Here is a 22312-nt window from a genome sequence, read left to right as displayed (position 1 = left end):
GACCTTAAACTTTAAATTTTTAAACTAGCAACATACTGAATGGAACTATTTATAATTCTTTTTTTGATTTTACTTAACGGACTTTTTTCGATGTCCGAAATTGCATTGATTTCGGCAAGGAAATCAAGACTGGAAAATTCTGCTAAAAAAGGAAATAATAGTGCACAAATAGCGCTGGATTTGGCTAATTCGCCAAATAAATTTCTGTCAACAGTTCAAATTGGGATTACGCTAATCGGAATTTTGACCGGTATTTTTAGTGGTGATAAGATTACGACTGATGTAGAAGTTTTTGTTTCGGGTTTTGCAATTTTAAAACCTCAAGCGCATTCTATCGCAGTAGGAATTGTGGTGGTAGTATTGACTTTTTTCTCATTAGTATTAGGTGAATTATTGCCCAAAAGAATTGGCTTGAATTATCCTGAAGCGATTGCAAAAGGAGTTGCCATGCCAATGAAAATAGTTTCGATTGTTACCGCTCCATTTATTTGGATGTTGACCCATTCGACCGAGTTTTTATTGAATGTTCTTCAAATAAGACCAACGGCAGATGGGAAAGTTACTGAAGAAGAAATTAAAGCTATTATTAAGGAAGGAACTGAGGTAGGGGAAGTTCAAGAGATTGAACAGGATATTGTGGAGCGTGTTTTTCATATTGGAGACCGTAAAGTAAATTCGTTGATGACCCATAGAAATTCGGTGGTGATGTTACCATTAGATTCGAATAAAAGTCAGGTCAAAGAGTTTATGCTTCAGGAATTACATTCTTTTTATCCGGTGTATAAGGATAATTTTGATGAGATTGTAGGTGTGGTGAGTCTGAAAAATATTTTTGCTACCATTGAGAAAGAAAATTTCAAATTGGAAAGTATCATGACAGAGCCGCCTTATTTAATGGAGTACACAACGGCTTATAACGCATTGGAAAACTTTAAAAAGACAGGGATTCATTATGCTGTTATTGCTGACGAATACGGTGTTTTTCAAGGGATAATCACGTTGAATGATATTCTGGAAGCATTGGTGGGTAACGCATCTGATTTTTATAAAGAAGATTTCCAATTGATTGAAAGGGAAGATGGCAGTTGGTTAGTTGACGGACATTATTCGTTACATGATTTCTTGACTTATTTTGATTTGGACGAATTGTTAAGCGATTATGAAGTAACAACTGTAAGCGGATTAATCATGACCGAATTGTCACGTATTCCAAAACAAGGAGAAAAATTGATATGGCACAGATTTGAATTGGAGGTCATCGATATGGATGGTGTGAAGATTGATAAAGTAATGGTGAAAGCCCTAAAATAAAAGTATTCAGTGTTCCCGTTTTTAGTTGGCAGTTTTTGCGATTAAAAAAATGAACATTGAAAAATGAATTAAATTGTCGAAAGATTTAGTTTTAATTTGGAGCAATCTGAAACTGAATACTAAAAACTGATGACTGAACACTTAAAAAAATGACAGAAGGAAATTTTGTAGATTACGTAAAAATATTTGTTTCATCCGGAAAAGGAGGAAAAGGTTCTACGCATTTACATAGAGAAAAGTTCATCCAGTATGGAGGACCAGATGGTGGTGATGGTGGTCGTGGAGGACACATTTATTTAGTCGGAAATAAAGGACTTTGGACTTTGTTTCACTTGAAATTTGCACGCCATATTAAAGCGGGTCACGGTGGAGACGGTGGAGGAGATAGAAGTACCGGAGCTGATGGAGAAGATAAAATTATCGAAGTGCCATTAGGAACTGTTGTGAAAGACAAAGAAACGGGTGAAGTTTTATTTGAAGTTACTGAACATGGAGAGAAAAGAATTCTTTGCCAGGGAGGTAAAGGAGGTTTAGGAAACTGGCATTTTAGAAGTTCTACAAATCAGACTCCAAGATATGCTCAGCCAGGGTTGCCGGGTACAGAAATGGACGTTATTCTGGAATTGAAAGTTTTGGCCGATGTAGGTTTAGTTGGGTTCCCAAATGCAGGAAAATCTACTTTATTATCGGTTTTGACTTCTGCTAAGCCAAAAATTGCTGATTATCCGTTTACGACTTTAAAACCAAATCTTGGAATTGTCGCCTATAGAGATTTTCAATCTTTTGTAATTGCCGACATTCCGGGGATTATTGAAGGAGCAGCCGAAGGAAAAGGTTTGGGACATTATTTCCTGCGTCATATTGAGCGTAACTCTACGTTGCTGTTTATGGTTCCTGTAGATACGCCGGACATTAAAGCGGAGTACGATATTTTGGTTAACGAATTGACCAAATACAACCCCGAGATGTTAGACAAAGAACGCCTTTTAATCATTACTAAATGCGATATGCTGGATGATGAATTGAGAGCTGAGCTAAAAGTAGAATTGGATGCTGCTTTCAAAGATGTTCCTTATTTGTTTATTTCTTCTGTTGCCCAACAAGGATTAACAGAATTGAAAGATAAACTTTGGAAAATGTTGAATGAGTAAATAACATTTTTACAATATATAAAAACCACTAAGGAATTGAGTTCTTTAGTGGTTTTTTTGTTTTAAAAAAAATCAATATTTTTCTTATTCTCTATATGTATCAAACAAATATTGCAAAGTTTCAGGGATGTTATTGGCTTGCATTTTTGGATAAATAATATCCTGGTTGAGCCAATTTTCTATAATTGTTTCAAAGTTTTTTCCAACTTCATAAACCACAGGAACTCCCATTCTTTTCAATGCTGCTGCATTACATTCTTGTTCGTAATGTTTTTTGATAGGAATAGAAAGGATTTTTTTGCCCAAGTGTAAAGCTTCGGCTGGAGTTTCAAAACCACCGCCCGTGATGATTCCTTCACAGGAAATTAAACTGTTGTTAAATTTTTTTTGATTTACCGGAAAATAGGTAATATTTCCAATAGTGTGTTTGAATTCTACTCCTTGTAGAAACCAGTGAAATTGCACGTCTTTTACTTTGTTGAACGCTTTTTCGAGACAATCTTTATCGAAAGAAGGCAAGTAAACCGTGATGTGTTTTAAGTTGGTTGGTTCGGCTTGAACAATCTCATCTTTGATGATGGGAGGAAGAATAAAAGAGTCGTATTTTTCAAAATGTAAGCCAATGTTCTTAGGAGATGGCGCATAATGTTTCAGAATCATTTCGCCCATTATGCTCTTTTTTTCGGGTCTGGGAGTATTGGCAGAAATAAAACTCGCCTGATGTCCTAACTGAACCGAATGTACTTTTTGCATTTTACAAGTAAGGGAAGTAATAGAATCAAAATCATTGATGATTACATCATAATTTTTTAACGGAAGCGCATCGGCATCTTTGTATATTTGGCGTGGTTTAATGTTTTTAAGAATGTCCCAATAATTTAATCCGCCACATTTGCTGTAGTGTAAACTACAACCTTTACTCTTGAATTTTATGGGTAATTTGATGTCTAAACTGGCATTGTTTCCACTTAAAAAAAAATCTACTTTACCAAATTTTTGTAGATAAGGATACAATTGTGTTGCTCTACTGATGTGCCCATTTCCTGTTGCCTGTATGGCATAGAATATTTTCATATTTCTGAATTTTCATCTTACGAAAGTAAATTAGAGATGTTATTAAAAGGTTGTTTTAAGATTTCTATTAGGTTACTATTTATTGTTTTTATAAGAGATAAAGTTTTTATAATCCTTTTAAATTTGCTTATTTTTGGAAAATGAAACACATTCTGCTGTTATTATTTTTATTTCCTATAGTGGTTTTTTCTCAGGCAAATTTTGAGAAAGCCCAGCAATTATTTGAAGAAGGAAAATTCGAACAGGCTAAGCCTATGTTTGAAGTTCTTTTGAAAAAAAATCCATCCAATATAAAAATCATGGAATGTTTAGGGGATATTGCAGGACGCAGTAAAGCTTGGGATGAAGCCTTGTTGTATTACGGAAAACTGAAGAAAGCCAAACCTTCTGAGGCTAATTTTTATTTTAAATACGGCGGTGTTTTAGGAATGAAAGCTTTAGAAGTGAATAAATTCAAGGCATTAGGAATGATTGACGAAGTGCGGACGAATTTTGAAAAAGCAATACAGCTAAATCCAAAACACATTGAAGCCAGATGGGCTTTGATTGAATTGAATCTTCAATTGCCGGGAATTTTGGGAGGAAGTGAGAAAAAAGCCATTCAGTATTCGAATGAACTGTTGCAAATATCCGCTGTTGACGGTCATTTATCCAGAGGGCATATCGATGAATATTTTAAAAGATACACAAAAGCCGAGCAACATTATAAAAAGGCAATAGCTGTGGGGAATTCGAAGAAAACCTATCAAAAATTGGCTAATTTGTATGCCAATAAAATGAAATCTCCTGATAAGGCTCAAGCGGTTTTAGAAGAGTATAAAAAGAAAAGCGACAATTAATTAAGGAAAATAAACTTACGCATAAGCGAATAATTAATATGAAAACACATTTTATAGCTATTGGCGGAAGTGCCATGCACAATCTGGCATTAGCATTACACAACAAAGGATATCAGGTTACAGGAAGTGACGATGCTATCTTTGAACCTTCGAAATCACGTTTAGAGAAAAAAGGAATTTTACCCGCTGAATTAGGTTGGTTTCCTGAAAAAATCACTGCTGATATTGATGCTGTTATTTTAGGAATGCATGCCAAAGCCGATAATCCTGAATTGTTGAAAGCTCAGGAATTGGGATTGAAAATCTACTCGTATCCTGAGTTTTTATACGAACAATCTAAGAATAAAACCCGTGTAGTTATTGGTGGTTCACATGGAAAAACTACTATTACTTCAATGATTTTGCATGTCATGCATTACCACGATATTGAAGTGGATTATATGGTGGGTGCACAATTAGAAGGTTTTGATACGATGGTGCATCTTACCGAAGAAAATGATTTCATGGTTTTGGAAGGTGATGAATATTTGTCTTCGCCAATTGACAGACGACCAAAATTTCATTTGTACCAACCTAATATCGCTCTGATTTCAGGAATTGCCTGGGATCATATCAATGTGTTTCCAACGTATGAAAATTATGTGGAACAGTTTGAAATTTTTATTGATAAAATTACCAATGGCGGAATTTTAGTTTACAACGAAAATGATCCCGAAGTTAAACGAGTAGCAGAAGCAGCTACAAATCCAATTCGAAAAATACCTTATTCTACACCAAATTACAGAGTAGAAAACGGAACAACTTTATTAGAAACTCCGGAAGGTGATATGCCAATAGAGGTATTTGGAGCACACAATTTGAATAATTTGGCTGGAGCCAAATGGATTTGTCAAAATATGGGTGTGGATGAAGCCGATTTTCATGAAGCGATTGCGAGTTTTAAAGGAGCTTCGAAGCGTTTGGAAAAAATTGCTGAAAGCAAAACAAAAGTAGCTTACAAAGATTTTGCACATTCTCCATCTAAGGTTTCTGCAACTACAAAAGCCGTAAAGGAACAGTATCCGGATAGAACCGTCGTGGCTTGTTTAGAGCTGCATACTTACAGCAGTTTGAACGCCGAGTTCTTGAAAGAATACGAAGGGGCTTTAGCTAATGCCGATACAGCGGTTGTGTTTTATTCTCCCGATGCGGTAAAAATTAAGCAATTGGAAGAAGTAACTTATGAGCAAATTGCCAAAGCATTCAATCGTGAAGATTTGATTATTTATACTAATCCTGCTGAGTTTAAAGAATATCTTTTCAATTTAAAACTGGATAATTCTGCTTTATTATTGATGAGTTCTGGAAATTATGGTGGATTGAATTTTGATGAAGTAAAAGGTTTGATTGAATAAAAACTAACTTCAAAGTTTGTCTTTCCATAGGAATCTCAATTTAGAGGAGTTACGAGTTTGTGTTTAAAAGATTTAGTACTATATTTACTATATGTGAGTTGTTGTAAACTGAATCTTTTGCTATGGAAAACAATCATTTCCCTATTACCAATTGGTCTGAAGACGATAAGCCTAGAGAGAAATTGATGCTCAAAGGCAAAAGTGCTTTAAGTGATGCCGAGTTAATTGCTATTTTAATTGGTTCTGGAAGCAGGAACGAATCTGCGGTTGATTTAAGCAAAAGGATTTTGTCCAAAGTAGCTAATAATTTGAATAGCCTTGGCAAATTGTCTATGGCGCAATTGATGGAATTTAAGGGTATAGGTGAGGCAAAGGCGATTTCGATAATTGCCGCCATGGAACTGGGAAGACGAAGAAGAGTAGAGGAAGCTGTTGAATTAACTAAGGTTACTTCGAGTAAGACTGTTTTTGAAATCATGCAACCCATTATTGGCGAATTGCCACATGAGGAATTTTGGATTTTGTATCTGAATAATTCCAATAAGGTGATTTCGAAAGCACAAATTAGCGTAGGCGGTATTACAGGAACAATTGTAGATGTGCGTTTGGTTTTTAAAATGGCACTCGAAAAAGGCGCAACTGCTTTGATATTGTGTCATAATCATCCATCAGGGGCTTTAGTTGCAAGTGATGCCGATAAACAAATTACTAAGAAATTGAAACAAGCAGGAGATAGTCTAGATGTTAAAGTTTTGGATCATTTGATTGTGACTGAGACAAAATATTTTAGCTTTGTGGATGAAGGGATTTTTTAAAAAGTAAAAATGAGAATTGATAATATAAAAGATGTGTTTTTTGATTTGGATCATACCCTCTGGGATTTTGATAAAAATTCGAAAATAACCTTTGAGACTATTTTTGCTCAAAGTCATCCTGAAGTAAACATCTATTCATTTATTGCTCATTATATTCCGATTAATCAGGCCTGTTGGAAATTGTATCAATACGATAAAATTACACATCAGCAGTTGCGTTACAATCGATTGAAATTATCCTTTGATGCGATTGGTTATGAGATTTCAGATGCCGAAATTGATGTTATTTCGAATCAGTACATCGATTTGTTGACTGAGAACAATCATCTTTTTGAAGGGACTTTTGAAATTTTGGAATATCTGAACAAAAAGTACAAGTTGCACGTCATTACCAATGGTTTTGCTCATGTACAAGTTAAGAAGCTTACAAATGCTAATTTAAATACTTATTTTTCGACTGTTACCAATTCGGAAATGGCTGGAGTTAAAAAACCGAATCCTATTATTTTTGAATATGCTTTGGATTTGGCAAAAGCCAAAAAAGAAACCAGTATCATGATTGGCGATTCCATTGAAGCGGATGTTTTAGGAGCTTTAGAAGCGGGAATTGATGCTATTTATTTTAACGAAAGTAAACAGCTTGTAGATAATAATATTAAACAAATCAATCATTTATTAGAACTTAAAAATTACCTGTAAATTATTTTTTATTGATAGTAATCTTTGAAGCAACTAATTGAATAAGACACAATCTATATACTATAAACTAACAACAATCAAAATTAACTTAATATGAAAAAACAATTCTTATTGCTTTTATTACTGGTTTCCAGCTTTGGATTTGCACAATCTTTAAACGATTATAAAACGGTAGTTGTACCTTTAAAATACGAATTTTTAAAATCAGAAAATCAATATCGTTTGGCAACTTTATCTAAGTTTAATTTGAATAAAGTGGGTTTTGATGTGTATTATTCGAACCAGGTTGTTCCAAATGACATTAACAGATGTGCTGTGTTGAATTATGATATAGTAAAAGAAAATGCCTTTTTAACAACAAAATTATACATTACATTTAAAGATTGCTATGGCAAAATTGTCTATCAATCAGAAGTAGGTATGAGTAGAGAAAAAGAATTTCAATTAGCTTATACGGATGCTTTAAATAAGGCTTTTACTTCGGTTTATGAACTAGAATACCAGTACAATGGCGGAACAAATGTTGCTGTAGAAGCAAAACCGGCAAGACAGGAAAAAGTAGAGAAGATTGAAAAAGTAGAGAAAGTGGAAACAGTACCACAATCGGTAGCAGCTGTTGTTATTGATCCAAACGAATTGCTTTTTGCACAGCCACTTGCAGGAGGAAATTACCAGCTTATTGACAGCAAACCAAGTGTGGTGATTAAACTTTATAAAACCTCTGATGCTAATTCTTTCTTAGCTCAAAAAGGAAATCAGCAAGGTGTTTTGATTAAAAAAGAAAACCAATGGTTTTTTGAATATTATCAAAATGATCAATTAGTTTCCGAAAAGATAAACGTTAAGTTTTAGTTCAGATTTCAGTCCCGATAGCTATCGGGTTCAGATTTCAGATTAAGAATGTTAATCATCTAGTCTGAAATCTGTTTTTTTACTTCTAACCTCTGACTTCTAATTTCTAACTTTCTTAATAGCCGTATTTGTCTTTCCAGCGGTTTTTAAGAAATTCCCGGGTTGTTTTTTCCCTGGAATTATCACCGGGAACATATATAGGAGTGTTTTTAATTTCTTCGGGTAAATATTCCTGCTCTGCAAAATTATTAGCATATTCGTGCGAATATTTATATTCTTCGCCATATCCCAGTTCTTTCATTAATTTAGTTGGTGCGTTTCGCAAATGGATTGGAACAGATAAATCTCCGGTTTGTTTCACTATTTGTTGTGCGCTATTTATTGCTATATAGGAAGCATTGCTTTTAGGTGAGGTAGCCAAATAAATAGCGCATTGGCTCAGTAAAATACGGCTTTCGGGATAGCCAATAGTCGTAACCGCCTGAAATGTATTATTGGCCATAATTAAGGCTGTTGGGTTGGCATTTCCGATGTCTTCACTGGCTGAAATCAGCAATCTTCGGGCAATAAATTTTACATCTTCGCCGCCTTCAATCATACGGGCTAACCAATAAACAGCACCGTTGGGATCGCTTCCACGAATGGATTTGATAAAAGCCGAAATAATGTCATAATGTTGTTCACCACTTTTGTCATACAAAACTGTGTTTTGTTGAACCAATTCAAGAACACGATTGTTTGTGATGATAATTTCGTCTCCAGCCGAAGCATTTACGACCAATTCGAAAATATTTAATAGTTTGCGTCCATCTCCGCCTGAAAGTCGCAACAAAGCTTCGGTTTCGTTTAATCGGATGTTTTTGGTTTTTAAATAAACATCCGTTTTCATTGCACGTTCCAATAGGGATTCCAAATCAGCTTTGGTAAAGGCATTTAAGACATAAACCTGACAGCGCGAAAGCAAAGCGGGAATGACCTCAAAACTCGGATTTTCAGTTGTGGCACCAACTAGTGTAATCCAACCTTTTTCGACAGCAGCCAGTAGTGAATCCTGCTGTGATTTGCTAAAACGATGAATCTCATCAATAAATAAAATTGGGTTTTTGGCAGTGAAAAGTCCGCCACATTGTTTGGCTTTTTCTATTACATCACGAATGTCTTTTACCCCCGAATTAATGGCGCTTAAGACAAAAAACGGACGTTGCGATTCCTGCGCAATAATTTGTGCCAAGGTGGTTTTCCCCGTTCCCGGTGGTCCCCAAAATATTAATGACGGAATAATTCCTTTGGAAATTTGTTGTGTCAAAGAACCATTTGGCCCAACCAAATGGGATTGACTGATGTATTCGTCCAGTTTTTGCGGGCGTATGCGTTCTGCTAGTGGTGCTTCCATGCCGTAAAATTACTATTTTTATTTGAAGCTATTCCAGCTCTCCACTATATCTTTTATCTCGTTTGGTTAACGAGATAAAAGGATGCCGCTTCGATCTGGGCTAAAATACGTGCGTGTTAAGTGGTCTAATTTCTTTTTGAAATAAAATAAATTAATTCCTGACAAAATAGCATTATCTTGACTTTGGTTACATAATTGATTGAATTTTTCAAAAAGAAACAAATGGATAAACATTTCAAATTTACAAACGCGGTTGTAGCACTCCCACTTTTTTTTGTGTTGACGTTGTGGTTTGTTTATTGGCTCCAAATTCGTTTTGATTTTGACTTTGTAGAAAAAGGAATTTATCCGCGGATTTTCTCAGGATTGCAAGGTGTAATTTTTAGCCCGTTTATCCATTCCGATTTGAACCATCTTTACAATAACTCCATTCCGCTTTTGGTTTTGTTGGCAGCTTTACAGTTTTTTTATTCGAAATTGTCTATTAAAGTTATTGGTTACGGTATTTTGTTTTCGGGTATTTTAACCTGGTTAATTGGGAGGGAAAGTTATCACATTGGCGCCAGCGGATTGATTTATGTGTTGTTTGCTTTTATCTTTTTTAAAGGAATAATGACACAATATTATCGTTTGGTGGCTTTGTCTTTGGCAGTAATTATGATGTATGGCGGAATGATCTGGTACGTTTTTCCTGAGGTGGATAATAGTATTTCCTGGGAAGGGCATTTGGCCGGATTGATTACAGGTTTTGTTTTAGCAGTTTTGTATCAAACGCCTGAGTATAAAAAGGTGCCTAAATACGAATGGGAAATGCCTGATTATAATCCGGCAGAGGATAAGTTTATGCAGCGATTTGATGAAAACGGTAATTTTGTAAATCCTCCAAAAGAAGAAGTGGAGGAATTGGATGGTTTTCAGAATTACTATATTTCAAATCAGGAAGTGAATTATGAAATTGTCCCAAAAGAAAAAGACGAATCAAAACCTGAGTCTTAATTCGCCTTTTTTATTTTAATTAAAATCTATCCTGATAGCTATCGGGACTGAATTCTAAAATTTTTAACTTCTCTGTCTTACCACTTCGTATAAAAAGGCACCACAGGCTACAGATACGTTCAAAGAACCAATCGTTCCAAACATAGGTAGTTTAGCTTTTTCGTCAACAATTTTTAATACTGATGGATTTACTCCACGATCTTCAGAACCCATGATAATGGCTACTGGTTCGTTCATGTTAACATTATAAATAGTGTCGTCTGTTTTTTCAGTTGCAGCAACGGTTTTGATTCCACTTCCCTGCAAAAGGAAAATAGCATCTTTAATGTGCTCTACTTTACAAATTGGAATATTGAAAACTGCACCGGCAGATGTTTTAACAGTGTCTCCATTTACAGGAGCTGATCCTGATTTTTGGATAATGATTCCGTTTACTCCGGTACATTCGGCAGTCCTGATAATAGCACCGAAATTACGGGCATCCGAGATTTGGTCTAAAATTAAGAACAATGGTTTTTTACCGTTTTCGATAACTGTTTCAATCAAAGTTTCTAAATCAAAAAACGAAATAGGGGAGATAGAAGCTACCGCACCCTGATGGTTGTTAGGAGTGAGTTTGTTTAGTTTTTCAACAGGAACATAAGAAAAATTGACATTAGCGCGTTTCATGACTTTCATCAAGTCTTTCATCAATTCACCAGAGGCTTCTTTTTGAATATATACTTTGTCTATTGTTGTTCCAGCCTGAATAGCTTCAATAATGGCTCTAATTCCGAATATTTGATGTTCTTTTTCCATGGCGCAAATATATAAAAAAAATCCATCCCGTTTTAGGATGGATTTTTTTATATAAATAGCTTGTTTTATAGGGTCAAATTAGGCCAATTAGTGTTGTCTGTTCTGGTTAAAGTGGTGTCTCCAAATTCTCCAAATGAGGTTTCCCAATGAAAAGTTAATTTGTTTCCGTTTACAACTAGATTGGACATAGTGAAAGTGTCGCCATATTGATTTGATCCTTGAAATGAAATTTGGTTACAAATGTCTTTTAGTTCCACACCAATTGCTGTTTCGTCATATAAGGCAGTGTAACCGCCAAAGGTTCCGTCAGAAATTATATAAACTCCCCCTCCTTGATCTTCAAACGTAACAGTTCCAGTAAAAACGTCAGATGTAAAATAAGAACCATCTCCTATATTAGTGGTGCTGTAGTTGTATGTGCCAGCTAAATAAGATGGACAAGAAACATTGTACGTTTGGAATACTTTGTACAAATTAGAAGTTGCAATGTTAGAACTGAAATTATTAGTCCCATCATCATTCATTATTTTTAAAACAGTGCCATCTTTCAAAGTTATGTCAGCTGAAATAATTAATTGGTCTCCTGTGGCAAAATCTTCAGAACTGTTTAGATTTTCAAAGGCATCATATAAATCGTTGCGATTAAGATTAAATGAAACAGGAAAAGAAGTGATATTTGAAGCTAGAGTAGCTTTAATTATTGTTCCGTCAGATTTAATGTATAGACCAATTATATCCATTGAAGAAATTTTACCAATGGCTAAATCAACAGAGAAACCTAAATTGATTTCCTGATTATTTTGTACAGCAACTAGATCAATAAAACTATCACTGTTTTCTAATTTTTGGATATTAGGCAGCGCTCCTTTTTGTGTGCTTATTTTAGAATCTCCTCCGTCGTTTTCACAACATGGGAGTAAAAATAATAAGCAGAGTATCGTGATTATGTGTTGAATTTTTTTCATGACTCTTTATTTTGATTAGTTTTCCCAAAAGATTTTGTAAGTCCCGGGTGTTTTTTGAGCCGGAGCATTTTTGTTTACGTTTAATTCGCTCTGTGGCCAAAATAATGAACGTGGATAGGCTGTATTGAGTATCGTTTCGGAATCAATTAATGGAAAATCATCTTCGTTGTTTAACTGGTATTCACCTGATGTTGAGTTAGGATTTGCTAAAACAGGAAATCCGGTTCTTCGGTAATCCGTGTATTGATCCATTGGGTCTCCAAAAGTGGCTACCCATTTTTGAGTCATGATAATTTCAAGCTTTTTATTATCGTTTCCACTGTTGAATTCGGTAATTATATTGTCTATGAAATCTTCCACTTCTGTACTTCCTACTAATTTAGGTACAACTTGTGTGGTTCCGCTATTAACTACTACTTGATCCACTTTTGCAAAACTGGCTTCCATTGCTTCCTGCAGTTTTGTGGCTACGTTTCCGTTTAGTAAATCAGCTTGAATTAATTCGGCTTGAATGTATAAAAATTCATCGTAGGTTAATATTCTGTGAGGTGCTACACCTGTTGCAGTTGTCGCATCCATAGTTTCTCCTTCGCCATCATCATATCTTCCTCCGCATGGAAAAATACCAGGGTAAGTATTTGAATTTTCTGCGCTAAAATCTCTCCAGGGACCCTGGCTACCAAAACGGATACTGAAAAAACCAGTATTAGCATCCCAATAATCCGCTTTTGGATCGCCTGTATCCTCGTCTGCTAATTCAGGTAATTCTCCGGCTTCAAGTTGGTTATAGAAATAATACTTAATTCGGGGATCAGGATTTTCATGGTGAATATTTGGATTCATTCCCATAAGTATTTCATAGAACCATGGACTCATGTAGGTGCCAAATTGAGAGCTATTGTATGATTCCAGAAATAATTTGTTTCTTTCGTCTGTAGGTGATATGTTTTTAGTGTGTTTAAATTCAAAATCATCATCAATAGACTTGAAGAAGTTGTTTTCGGCAATTAAAGCATCAAGACCATCTTGATCAAAGTTTGTTGTTAAGCGGGTTTGATTGTATAGTTTTAATTTAAAAGTATTAGCAAAACGTACCCACTTTTCAGTATCTCCACCATAGAATAAATCATCCGCTTTTGGTTTAGAACCTTGGTTGCTTTTTAAATTTGTTTTAGCGGTTTCGATTAGTTCAAATACAGCGGCGTAGATTTCTTCCTGATCATCAAATTTAGGAGCTATAATGCCGTTTTTGAGTTGATTGGCTTCTGAAAAAGGAACGTCTCCCCATAGGTCTACTGCAACCGACATTAAATAAGCTTTTTGCATTTGTGCAATTCCTACATAGATTAAATCTTCTGATTCTTGAGCTTGTGAAATAAGAGTTTCGATATTTGTAAGGGTCAGGTAAAGATTTTGCCAGTCATTTTGAACTCCGGTATTGTTTACTTTGGCTCCATATTGATCTTGTTCCTCCCTTGCGGTCATTTGATGGGTGTAAACTTGCAAAACATTACCTGATTGATCTAAAAAGTTGGTGGTTTTGTTTAAATCTACTTGTGTTCCTGTAAGTAAGAAGCTTAAAGGAGCCGTTGTTGGATTGTCTTTGTCAGTGTTAACATCCATATAGTCATTACAACTTAAAAAGAGTATCGAACTCAATAACACCACAAATTTTGAGGTATTTTTTCTTGATTTTATTAGCAGTTTCATGATGTTCTTTTTAGAAGGTTAAGTTCAATTTTAATCCTAGTCTTTTGGCTGTTGGGGCTGATGTTACTTCAACTCCTTGTAATCTGTTAGATCCAAAACTAGTTACTTCAGGGTCAAAATTTGTATGTTTTGGTACGTTTGGAGCAAAATACCAAAGGTTGCTACCTAATATACTTAAGCTTGCTTTGTCTAAAAATGATTTTTTTAATAATTGAGAAGGAAAATCGTAGGTTAGACTAATTTCTCTTAATCTAAATACGGTTCCGTCATATACTGTTGCTTCATCAACACTGTTGATTGCAAATGTATTTCCGTTTGTTCCGGGAGAGAAATACAAATCATTCATTGTGATTTGAGTCGTATTAGGAATTTTTTGATCGTTGCTGTCTAGCATTGGAGTTCCGTCAGTGTTTCCTAAATACCCTGGAATGATGTAAGTGTGTTCTCTGTCTTCTGTGTCTCTGGTAACTCCTCTTCCTAATAGACTTTCTATGGTTGTTGAATGGATATCGCCACCTTGTTTCCAGTCAAATTGAGTTCTTAAACTTATATTTTTATACTTGAAGGTATTGATAAAACTCATTTTGAAATCGGCATTTGGATCCCCAATAATACCTGTTTCAGTAGCTGCAAGAATACCACCGCTTGATGGATCAATTAGATAATTTCCTTCGTTGTCTCTTGCAAATTTTGTTCCGTAAAAAGTACCAAAAGCTTCTCCCTGAATGATGTAACCTACTTGATCAATGTCTATTGGACTTCTGTCCAGACCTTCGGCAATTTTAGTTACCTTGTTTTTGTTTTTGGTAAAAGTTGAGAAAAGAGTCCATTTGAAATCCTGTGATTTAATTGGGACTAGAGTAAGGCCTACTTCGATTCCTTTGTTTTCCATTTCTCCTACATTGGTGTTGTAAGATAAAAATCCACTAGAAACAGGAACGCTAACTTCGGTAATTAAGTCAGTTGTGCGTTTTTTGTATAAACTGAAATCCAGAGCAATGCGTCTGTTAAAGAATTCTAAATCAGCACCAATTTCATATTCCTGAGTGAATTCAGGTTTTATTTGTTGATCAGATAAATAATCATTGTTTCCAATAACCGGATTTTCATTGTAAGCATCTCCAATTAATAAGGTTGAGTTTAAAAATTCGGCAGCAGCATCATTACCTACTTTAGCATAGCCTCCACGAAGTTTAGCAAATGTCAGTACTTTGCTGTCTAGTTTTAGGGCGTCTGTTACAATAAGCGAACCACTAACAGACGGATAAAAGTAAGAATTGTTGTTAGCAGGCAGAGTAGAAGAAAAATCATTACGTCCTGTAGCGTTTATAAAGAAGTAATCTTTATAAGAGAAAGTAAGGTCGGCAAATATCCCGGCATTCCTTTTTATGTCTCCCTCATCATAAAGGCTGGAGATGTTTTTAGTGTTTCGCATATTAAAGATATCAGGAACGATAAATTCTTTTCCTAAATAACTGGTTCTGCTTGTTTTTGTTTGCAGAATGTTGTTTCCAAGTATGGCTGTTAGTCCAATGTCTTTGGATAATTGATAGTTGAAATTAATTAACAGGGTAGATTCGATATCTTCATTGTTAAAGTTTTCTGTTTTTAAAACACCAATTCCACCGTAAGCGAGAGAACCTTTGTCTCTAATTTCCTGACGATTTAAGTCGTATTTATTGTAACCCATACGGTAAGAAGCAGAGATGTGTTCGTTAAATTTGTAATTCATATTAACGCCAGCTACTGTTCTGGTGGTATTGGTGGTGATTTTGTCGTGTTTCCATGACCACAGAGGATGATCAAATTGATTGCCGTTTGGGGTTACTGATTTCCCGGTTACAGGATTTTCGAAAGGTAGGTTTAAATCCCAGTTTCTGGCTATGAATAGTGTTCTTGCGAATGATGGAGCAACTGCTTCGTCAACAAAAGAATCGTCTCCAAAAAATCCTCCAATTTGTTTAGTGTCAGAAAAGCTCATGTTTCCACCAATGGTAAATTTGTCTGAAAGATTGAAATTTCCACCAATAGAAATAGAAGTTCTGTCGTAAGTATTGTAAGGGATGTATCCGTCCTGGTTTAAGTTGGAAATAGTAGTATTGAAACTGCCATCTTGCCCAGTGTAGTTAAAGCCTAGGGTGTTGTCTGCTACTAGACCTGTGCGAAACAAATCTTTTACGTTGTTTGGTTTGGCAACATAAGGAACGGTAGATCCTAATTCCGGAGCTACTTCAGCAACGGTTGCCCATGTTGGAATGGTGCCGTCATCATTTAAGTTGTAAACGACTCCTGCTTTTCCAAAAGCAGGTCCCCAAGAGCCATTAGAAGTTTCACTGTATTTAAAATTAGCGCCTGCTCCGTATTTGTTTTGGTAATCGGGAAGGTTAGCAATGTTTTCAAAATAAATACCAGAGCCAAAAGTTACGGTTGATTTATTTGTTTTTGCTGACTTAGCAGATCCTGACTTAGTGGTGATAACAATAACACCGTTTACAGCTCTCGAACCGTATAGCGCCGATGCCGCTGCACTTTTAAGAATATTTATGGATGCAATGTCGTTTGGATCCAAGGTAGATAATGCTGATTCGTATGCTCCGCCTCCTGTAGATTGGTTGGATGTGGTAACAGAGGTGTTGTTATAGGTTACACCATCAACAACGATAAGAGGTTGGGTGTTTCCAGTAAAGGTATTGACGCCTCTTATTGTAATTTGGTTGGCCGCTCCTGCTACTCCGCTGGAAATATTTACATTAACTCCCGCTACTTTGCCTGAGAGCGAACGTATTAAATCAGGTTCGGAGTTTTCGGTGATTTCTTCTGTTTTTATAGAGCTTACCGAGTAGCCTAAGTCTTTAGGATTTCTTTTTATTCCAAAAGCAGTAATGACAACTCCTTCAAGTTCAATAGAGTCGTCTAGGAGTTTTACTGAAATGCTTGTTGAATTAGCTGGTATTTCTTGGGTTTTCATACCAATGTAGCTAAAAACTAGAGTTTGTGTCGGAGCAACTTTGATGTTGAATTTACCGTCAAAATCAGACTGTGTACTGGATTGTGTTCCTTTGACTAAGATGCTTACACCAGGTAGTGGTATTCCGGTGTTGTCTGAAACGGTTCCAGTTACAAGTCTTTCCTGTGAATAAGAAAGCTGTGTTATTATTGCTGTAAATAGCAATAATATTACTTTGAGTTTTGGTTTCATTTTTGATAATTTGGGTTCTTATTAGCAAAAATCTTAAATTATTGTTAAATATCCTAATATTTATGCTTCTTTTTGTCTTGAAAAAGAAGTTTGTTGTGGTTTTGGGGTGGGTGTTTGTTTGTTGAAAAACGCAAAGAAGATAATCTGGTTGAAAATTAATGAATTAACATTTGTAGAGTAAAAAATAATTTATACATTTGCAACCCCGTAAAAAGCGGGATTTATATTTACATAATAATTTTTAGTATTAATTATGCCAACAATTCAACAATTAGTAAGAACAGGAAGAACTCAGATAACTAAGAAGAGTAAATCGGTTGCTTTAGATTCTTGCCCTCAACGAAGAGGAGTTTGTACGCGTGTTTACACTACTACACCAAAAAAACCAAACTCAGCGATGCGTAAAGTAGCGCGTGTACGTTTGACTAATGGTAATGAAGTGAATGCTTACATCCCTGGTGAAGGTCACAATCTACAAGAGCACTCGATAGTATTAGTTAGGGGTGGAAGGGTAAAAGATTTACCAGGAGTTAGATATCACATCGTTCGTGGTGCGCTTGATACATCAGGTGTTGCTGGAAGAACGCAAAGAAGATCTAAGTATGGTGCTAAACGCCCAAAAGAAGCAAAAAAGTAATTTAAAACGTTAAGAGTTAGAGGTTAGGAGTTAAGGGTTAGGGTTGAAACGTAAGTAGAAATCTGTAACACATAACATTTAGCGGATACCCCATAACTTTTTATTAAAAAAAAGACATGAGAAAAAGAGCGGCAAAAAAGAGACCACTTTTACCAGATCCAAGGTTTAATGACCAACTGGTAACGCGTTTTGTGAATAACTTAATGTGGGATGGTAAAAAATCTACAGCTTTTAAAGTTTTTTATGATGCAATTGATATCATTGAAACTAAAAAGCAAAATGACGAAAAAACTTCATTAGAAATCTGGAAAGATGCTTTAACAAACGTTATGCCTCACGTAGAAGTACGTAGCCGTAGAGTTGGTGGAGCTACATTCCAGATTCCAATGCAAATTCGCCCAGACAGAAAAATTTCTATGGCAATGAAATGGTTAATCCTTTATGCTAGAAGAAGAAATGAAAAGTCTATGGCTCAAAGATTAGCTTCAGAATGTTTAGCTGCGGCTAAAGAAGAAGGAGCGGCTGTTAAGAAAAGAATGGATACTCACAAAATGGCAGAAGCTAACAAAGCATTCTCTCACTTTAGATTTTAATTCGTAAGAAATGGCTAGAGACTTAAAATATACAAGAAATATCGGAATTGCTGCTCATATTGATGCTGGTAAAACAACAACTACTGAGCGTATTCTTTTTTACACGGGTAAATCTCATAAAATTGGTGAGGTGCACGATGGTGCTGCAACAATGGACTGGATGGCACAAGAGCAAGAAAGAGGTATTACTATTACTTCGGCTGCTACAACTTGTGAGTGGAATTTCCCAACTGAGCAAGGTAAATTGTTGCCGGAATCATTACCATACCACTTTAATATTATTGATACTCCTGGGCACGTTGACTTTACTGTAGAGGTAAACCGTTCTTTACGTGTACTTGATGGTTTGGTTTTCTTGTTTTCTGCTGTTGATGGTGTTGAGCCTCAATCAGAGACTAACTGGAGACTTGCTGATCAATATAGAGTTCCTCGTATGGGATTCGTAAACAAAATGGACCGTCAGGGTTCTAACTTCTTGGCGGTTTGTCAACAAGTTAAAGATATGTTGAAATCAAACGCTGTTGCTATTACTTTGCCAATTGGTGAAGAAAATGATTTCAAAGGGGTGGTTGACTTGGTGAAGAATCAAGCTATTGTATGGCATGATGCAACTCAGGGTGCTACTTTTGATATCGTTGATATTCCAGCTGATATGATTGATGATGTGAAGCATTATCGTTCTATCCTTATCGAAGAAATCGCTACTTATGACGAGAATCTTTTAGATAAGTATATGGAAGATGAAAACTCTATTACAGAGGAAGAAATCAACAATGCGTTAAGAGCTGCTACTATGGATATGGCTATCATTCCTATGATTGCTGGGTCTTCTTTCAAAAATAAAGGAGTTCAATTCATGTTAGATGCAGTTTGTAAATATTTGCCTTCTCCAATGGATAAAGAAGGTATCAAAGGAATTCATCCGGATGATGCTGAATTGTTAGAGGAGGATCAAACTCAAATCTTACGTAAACCAGATGTAAAAGAGCCATTCGCTGCTTTAGCGTTTAAAATTGCTACTGACCCATTCGTAGGTCGTTTAGCTTTCTTCCGTGCTTATTCTGGTCGTTTAGATGCTGGTTCTTATGTTTTGAACACTCGTTCAGGAAACAAAGAAAGAATTTCTCGTATCTACCAAATGCATGCTAACAAACAAAACCCAATCGAGTATATCGAGGCTGGAGATATTGGAGCTGCTGTTGGATTTAAAGATATCAAAACTGGAGATACATTGTGTGATGAAAAACACCCAATTATTCTTGAGTCTATGAAATTCCCTGCGCCGGTAATTGGTATTGCTATTGAGCCTAAGACTAAGGCTGACGTAGATAAAATGGGTATGGCTTTGGCTAAATTAGCTGAGGAAGATCCAACATTTACTGTTAGAACTGATGAGGCTTCAGGTCAAACAATTATCTCAGGTATGGGTGAGCTTCACTTGGATATCTTGGTAGATCGTATGAAACGTGAATTTAAAGTTGAGGTTAACCAAGGTGAGCCTCAGGTAGAGTATAAAGAAGCGTTTACAAAATCTGCTCAACATAGAGAGGTTTACAAAAAACAATCTGGAGGTCGTGGTAAATTCGGTGATATCGTATTTAGAGTTGAGCCTGCTGATGAGGTTGATGGTAAAGTTCCTGTAGGATTACAGTTTGTGAATGAAGTAAAAGGTGGTAACGTTCCTAAAGAATATATTCCTGCTGTTGAAAAAGGTTTCAGAGAGGCTATGAAAACTGGTCCTTTAGCTGGGTACCAAGTTGATAGTTTGAAAGTGACTTTGTTAGACGGATCTTTCCACCCTGTGGATTCTGATGCTCTTTCTTTTGAATTAGCAGCTAGAATGGGTTATAGAGAAGTGGCTAAGGCTGCTGGAGCTGTAATTCTTGAGCCAATCATGAAAATGGAGGTTATTACACCAGAAGAAAACATGGGAGATATCGTAGGTGATATTAACCGCCGTAGAGGTCAGGTTAATGACATGGGTGATAGAAATGGTGCGAAAACTATTAAAGCTGATGTGCCTTTGTCAGAAATGTTTGGATATGTAACTACATTGAGAACATTGTCTTCTGGTAGAGCTACTTCTACAATGGAATTCTCTCACTATGCAGAAACGCCTTCTAATATTTCAGAAGCAGTAATCAAAAAAGCAAAAGGAAACGCTTAATCTTTAAGAAAATGAGTCAAAAAATCAGAATAAAATTAAAATCTTACGATCATATGTTGGTAGATAAGTCTGCTGAAAAGATTGTAAAAACGGTTAAGACTACCGGAGCAGTTGTAACAGGGCCAATTCCTTTGCCAACTCACAAAAAATTGTTTACTGTATTGCGTTCTCCGCACGTAAACAAAAAAGCTAGAGAGCAATTTGAAGTAATGTCATATAAGAGATTAATTGATATTTATTCATCTTCATCTAAAACTATCGATGCTTTAATGAAATTAGAATTACCTAGTGGAGTTGAAGTAGAAATCAAAGTTTAAGTTTTTTTCAAGAGTAAATTAGAGCACTTCGTTTAAGTGAAAAGTTTTTTTGGTTTGTGTGTAAATAAGTTATACTTTTGCACCACTTTAAAAACGGCTTCACTTAAACGATTGTGTTCTGTTTTTATATTTAATAATTAATAATTAATATTTATGTCTGGGTTAATTGGTAGAAAAATCGGCATGACTAGTCTTTTTGATGAGAACGGGAAGAATATTCCTTGTACTGTTATTGAGGCAGGTCCATGTGTTGTTACCCAAGTCAGAACCAAAGAGGTTGACGGGTATGAAGCGTTGCAACTTGGTTTCGATGACAAAAACGAGAAACATTCCACTAAAGCGGCTTTAGGTCACTTTAAAAAAGCAGGAACTGTTGCTAAGAAAAAAGTCGTTGAATTCAAAGAATTTGCAACTGAACAAAAATTAGGAGATCTTATTGATGTTTCTATTTTTGCTGAAGGAGAATTTGTAGATGTACAAGGTGTGTCTAAAGGTAAAGGTTTTCAAGGGGTTGTAAAACGTCACGGTTTTGGTGGTGTTGGTCAAGCAACTCATGGTCAACATAACCGTTTAAGAGCGCCAGGTTCTGTGGGGGCTTCTTCTTATCCATCTAGAGTATTCAAAGGAATGCGTATGGCTGGAAGAATGGGAGGAGAAAATGTAAAAGTTCAAAACCTTAGAGTTTTAAAAGTAGTGGCTGATAAGAACCTACTTGTTATTAAAGGATGTGTTCCTGGTCATAACAACTCTTATGTAATCATTCAGAAGTAATGGAAGTAAAAGTATTAGATTTCAACGGAAAAGATACTGGAAGAAAAGTTCAACTTTCTGATTCAGTATTCGCAATTGAACCAAATAATCACGCTGTATATCTTGATGTTAAGCAATATCTTGCTAATCAAAGACAAGGAACGCATAAAGCTAAAGAAAGAGCTGAAGTAGCGGGAAGTACGCGTAAGATTAAAAAACAAAAAGGTACAGGTACTGCTCGTGCAGGATCTGCTAAATCACCTGTTTTTAAAGGTGGAGGAACTATTTTCGGGCCTAGACCAAGAAGTTATTCATTCAAATTGAATAAAAGCTTGAAGCGTTTGGCAAGAAAATCGGCGTTCTCGATAAAAGCAAAAGAGTCAAATATTATTGTTCTTGAAGACTTTAATTTTGAAGCTCCAAACACTAAAAATTTCATTAACGTTTTGAAAGCTTTAGAGTTAGAAAATAAAAAATCTCTATTTGTATTGGGTAATACCAATAAAAATGTATATTTGTCGTCACGTAATTTAAAAGCGTCTAACGTTGTAAGTAGTTCGGAATTAAGTACTTACGATATTTTAAATGCTAATAATTTAGTGCTTTTGGAGAGTTCTTTGGAAGTAATTGAAGAAAATTTAAGTAAATAATA

The 22312-nt window shown here is 35.6% G+C and carries 20 protein-coding genes; 14 read left to right on the top strand and 6 right to left on the bottom strand.

The window, feature by feature from the left end; translation table 11 throughout:
* Nucleotides 1–39: 39 nt before the first annotated feature.
* Nucleotides 40–1311 carry a hemolysin family protein gene (locus BIW12_RS03675; protein WP_083382040.1) on the top strand — a complete coding sequence of 424 codons (1272 nt, stop codon included), beginning with the start codon at nt 40–42 and terminating at the stop codon, nt 1309–1311.
* A gap of 149 nt (nt 1312–1460) precedes the next feature.
* A complete protein-coding gene (gene obgE / locus BIW12_RS03670) occupies nt 1461–2462 on the top strand; it encodes a GTPase ObgE (RefSeq protein ID WP_071183860.1) in 1002 nt (333 codons plus the stop codon).
* 84 nt (nt 2463–2546) lie between these two features.
* On the opposite strand, the gene BIW12_RS03665 is transcribed toward obgE, so the two are convergent.
* Entirely contained in the window at nt 2547–3536 is a 990-nt protein-coding gene (locus BIW12_RS03665; RefSeq protein WP_071183859.1) for a glycosyltransferase family protein, read from the bottom strand.
* Between the two features lie 140 nt (nt 3537–3676).
* Here BIW12_RS03665 and BIW12_RS03660 point away from each other — a divergent pair, with 140 nt between their 5' ends.
* The 5 genes from BIW12_RS03660 (at nt 3677) to BIW12_RS03640 (ending at nt 8135) form a co-directional block, all read left to right on the top strand.
* Complete coding sequence (locus tag BIW12_RS03660; protein ID WP_071183858.1) at nt 3677–4375, top strand: tetratricopeptide repeat protein; 699 nt, start codon at nt 3677–3679, stop codon at nt 4373–4375.
* 38 nt (nt 4376–4413) lie between these two features.
* A complete protein-coding gene (locus tag BIW12_RS03655; protein ID WP_071183857.1) occupies nt 4414–5769 on the top strand; it encodes a UDP-N-acetylmuramate--L-alanine ligase in 1356 nt (451 codons plus the stop codon).
* Nucleotides 5770–5891: 122 nt separating this feature from the next.
* Complete coding sequence (radC, locus tag BIW12_RS03650) at nt 5892–6584, top strand: RadC family protein (protein ID WP_071183856.1); 693 nt, start codon at nt 5892–5894, stop codon at nt 6582–6584.
* 9 nt (nt 6585–6593) lie between these two features.
* The gene (locus BIW12_RS03645; RefSeq protein ID WP_071183855.1) at nt 6594–7283 is read left to right on the top strand and encodes a YjjG family noncanonical pyrimidine nucleotidase; all 690 of its coding nucleotides are present in this window, start codon (nt 6594–6596) and stop codon (nt 7281–7283) included.
* Between the two features lie 93 nt (nt 7284–7376).
* Nucleotides 7377–8135 (top strand): hypothetical protein, encoded by a 759-nt coding sequence (locus BIW12_RS03640; protein ID WP_071183854.1) that lies wholly within the window; start codon nt 7377–7379, stop codon nt 8133–8135.
* 115 nt (nt 8136–8250) lie between these two features.
* Here BIW12_RS03640 and BIW12_RS03635 read toward each other — a convergent pair whose 3' ends face one another.
* Nucleotides 8251–9528 carry a replication-associated recombination protein A gene (locus BIW12_RS03635; RefSeq protein WP_071183853.1) on the bottom strand — a complete coding sequence of 426 codons (1278 nt, stop codon included), beginning with the start codon at nt 9526–9528 and terminating at the stop codon, nt 8251–8253.
* Nucleotides 9529–9750: 222 nt separating this feature from the next.
* On the opposite strand from BIW12_RS03635, the gene BIW12_RS03630 reads away from it, so the two are divergent.
* Nucleotides 9751–10524, top strand: a complete 774-nt coding sequence (locus tag BIW12_RS03630; protein WP_071183852.1) for a rhomboid family intramembrane serine protease — start codon at nt 9751–9753, stop codon at nt 10522–10524.
* A 63-nt stretch (nt 10525–10587) separates the two neighbouring features.
* Here BIW12_RS03630 and rlmB read toward each other — a convergent pair whose 3' ends face one another.
* The 4 genes from rlmB to BIW12_RS03610 all read right to left on the bottom strand — a co-directional run bounded on the left by rlmB (nt 10588) and on the right by BIW12_RS03610 (nt 17196).
* Nucleotides 10588–11322, bottom strand: a complete 735-nt coding sequence (gene rlmB / locus BIW12_RS03625; protein WP_071183851.1) for a 23S rRNA (guanosine(2251)-2'-O)-methyltransferase RlmB — start codon at nt 11320–11322, stop codon at nt 10588–10590.
* A 65-nt stretch (nt 11323–11387) separates the two neighbouring features.
* On the bottom strand, nt 11388–12287 hold the full coding sequence (locus BIW12_RS03620) for a hypothetical protein (protein WP_071183850.1): 900 nt from the start codon (nt 12285–12287) through the stop codon (nt 11388–11390).
* A gap of 15 nt (nt 12288–12302) precedes the next feature.
* A complete protein-coding gene (locus BIW12_RS03615; protein ID WP_071183849.1) occupies nt 12303–13997 on the bottom strand; it encodes a SusD/RagB family nutrient-binding outer membrane lipoprotein in 1695 nt (564 codons plus the stop codon).
* A 10-nt stretch (nt 13998–14007) separates the two neighbouring features.
* Nucleotides 14008–17196, bottom strand: a complete 3189-nt coding sequence (locus BIW12_RS03610; protein ID WP_071183848.1) for a SusC/RagA family TonB-linked outer membrane protein — start codon at nt 17194–17196, stop codon at nt 14008–14010.
* A 253-nt stretch (nt 17197–17449) separates the two neighbouring features.
* Between BIW12_RS03610 and rpsL the strand changes: the two genes are divergently transcribed.
* The 6 genes from rpsL (at nt 17450) to rplD (ending at nt 22310) form a co-directional block, all read left to right on the top strand.
* Complete coding sequence (rpsL, locus tag BIW12_RS03605) at nt 17450–17833, top strand: 30S ribosomal protein S12 (RefSeq protein WP_007136570.1); 384 nt, start codon at nt 17450–17452, stop codon at nt 17831–17833.
* A gap of 116 nt (nt 17834–17949) precedes the next feature.
* Complete coding sequence (rpsG, locus tag BIW12_RS03600; RefSeq protein ID WP_012022493.1) at nt 17950–18426, top strand: 30S ribosomal protein S7; 477 nt, start codon at nt 17950–17952, stop codon at nt 18424–18426.
* 10 nt (nt 18427–18436) lie between these two features.
* Nucleotides 18437–20593: an elongation factor G gene (gene fusA / locus BIW12_RS03595; RefSeq protein WP_071183847.1), complete on the top strand. Its 2157-nt coding sequence runs from the start codon at nt 18437–18439 to the stop codon at nt 20591–20593.
* An 11-nt stretch (nt 20594–20604) separates the two neighbouring features.
* On the top strand, nt 20605–20910 hold the full coding sequence (gene rpsJ / locus BIW12_RS03590) for a 30S ribosomal protein S10 (protein WP_007803605.1): 306 nt from the start codon (nt 20605–20607) through the stop codon (nt 20908–20910).
* Between the two features lie 153 nt (nt 20911–21063).
* Nucleotides 21064–21681 (top strand): 50S ribosomal protein L3, encoded by a 618-nt coding sequence (gene rplC / locus BIW12_RS03585; protein ID WP_071183846.1) that lies wholly within the window; start codon nt 21064–21066, stop codon nt 21679–21681.
* Nucleotides 21681–22310 (top strand): 50S ribosomal protein L4, encoded by a 630-nt coding sequence (rplD, locus tag BIW12_RS03580; protein WP_071183845.1) that lies wholly within the window; start codon nt 21681–21683, stop codon nt 22308–22310. The genes rplC and rplD overlap by 1 nt, the downstream gene beginning before the upstream one ends.
* Nucleotides 22311–22312: the final 2 nt, after the last annotated feature.

It is taken from the genome of Flavobacterium commune, assembly GCF_001857965.1.
Classification (GTDB): Bacteria; Bacteroidota; Bacteroidia; order Flavobacteriales; family Flavobacteriaceae; genus Flavobacterium; species Flavobacterium commune.
This window is presented reverse-complemented; position numbering and strand designations above follow the sequence as displayed.

Excerpts from the sequence above, each read along its gene's own strand:
- BIW12_RS03675 (WP_083382040.1), top strand. The coding sequence starts at position 40 with ATGGAACTATTTATAATTCTTTTTTTGATTTTACTTAACGGACTTTTT.
- obgE (WP_071183860.1), top strand. The coding sequence starts at position 1,461 with ATGACAGAAGGAAATTTTGTAGATTACGTAAAAATATTTGTTTCATCC.
- BIW12_RS03665 (WP_071183859.1), bottom strand. The coding sequence starts at position 3,536 with ATGAAAATATTCTATGCCATACAGGCAACAGGAAATGGGCACATCAGT.
- BIW12_RS03660 (WP_071183858.1), top strand. The coding sequence starts at position 3,677 with ATGAAACACATTCTGCTGTTATTATTTTTATTTCCTATAGTGGTTTTT.
- BIW12_RS03655 (WP_071183857.1), top strand. The coding sequence starts at position 4,414 with ATGAAAACACATTTTATAGCTATTGGCGGAAGTGCCATGCACAATCTG.
- radC (WP_071183856.1), top strand. The coding sequence starts at position 5,892 with ATGGAAAACAATCATTTCCCTATTACCAATTGGTCTGAAGACGATAAG.
- BIW12_RS03645 (WP_071183855.1), top strand. The coding sequence starts at position 6,594 with ATGAGAATTGATAATATAAAAGATGTGTTTTTTGATTTGGATCATACC.
- BIW12_RS03640 (WP_071183854.1), top strand. The coding sequence starts at position 7,377 with ATGAAAAAACAATTCTTATTGCTTTTATTACTGGTTTCCAGCTTTGGA.
- BIW12_RS03635 (WP_071183853.1), bottom strand. The coding sequence starts at position 9,528 with ATGGAAGCACCACTAGCAGAACGCATACGCCCGCAAAAACTGGACGAA.
- BIW12_RS03630 (WP_071183852.1), top strand. The coding sequence starts at position 9,751 with ATGGATAAACATTTCAAATTTACAAACGCGGTTGTAGCACTCCCACTT.
- rlmB (WP_071183851.1), bottom strand. The coding sequence starts at position 11,322 with ATGGAAAAAGAACATCAAATATTCGGAATTAGAGCCATTATTGAAGCT.
- BIW12_RS03620 (WP_071183850.1), bottom strand. The coding sequence starts at position 12,287 with ATGAAAAAAATTCAACACATAATCACGATACTCTGCTTATTATTTTTA.
- BIW12_RS03615 (WP_071183849.1), bottom strand. The coding sequence starts at position 13,997 with ATGAAACTGCTAATAAAATCAAGAAAAAATACCTCAAAATTTGTGGTG.
- BIW12_RS03610 (WP_071183848.1), bottom strand. The coding sequence starts at position 17,196 with ATGAAACCAAAACTCAAAGTAATATTATTGCTATTTACAGCAATAATA.
- rpsL (WP_007136570.1), top strand. The coding sequence starts at position 17,450 with ATGCCAACAATTCAACAATTAGTAAGAACAGGAAGAACTCAGATAACT.
- rpsG (WP_012022493.1), top strand. The coding sequence starts at position 17,950 with ATGAGAAAAAGAGCGGCAAAAAAGAGACCACTTTTACCAGATCCAAGG.
- fusA (WP_071183847.1), top strand. The coding sequence starts at position 18,437 with ATGGCTAGAGACTTAAAATATACAAGAAATATCGGAATTGCTGCTCAT.
- rpsJ (WP_007803605.1), top strand. The coding sequence starts at position 20,605 with ATGAGTCAAAAAATCAGAATAAAATTAAAATCTTACGATCATATGTTG.
- rplC (WP_071183846.1), top strand. The coding sequence starts at position 21,064 with ATGTCTGGGTTAATTGGTAGAAAAATCGGCATGACTAGTCTTTTTGAT.
- rplD (WP_071183845.1), top strand. The coding sequence starts at position 21,681 with ATGGAAGTAAAAGTATTAGATTTCAACGGAAAAGATACTGGAAGAAAA.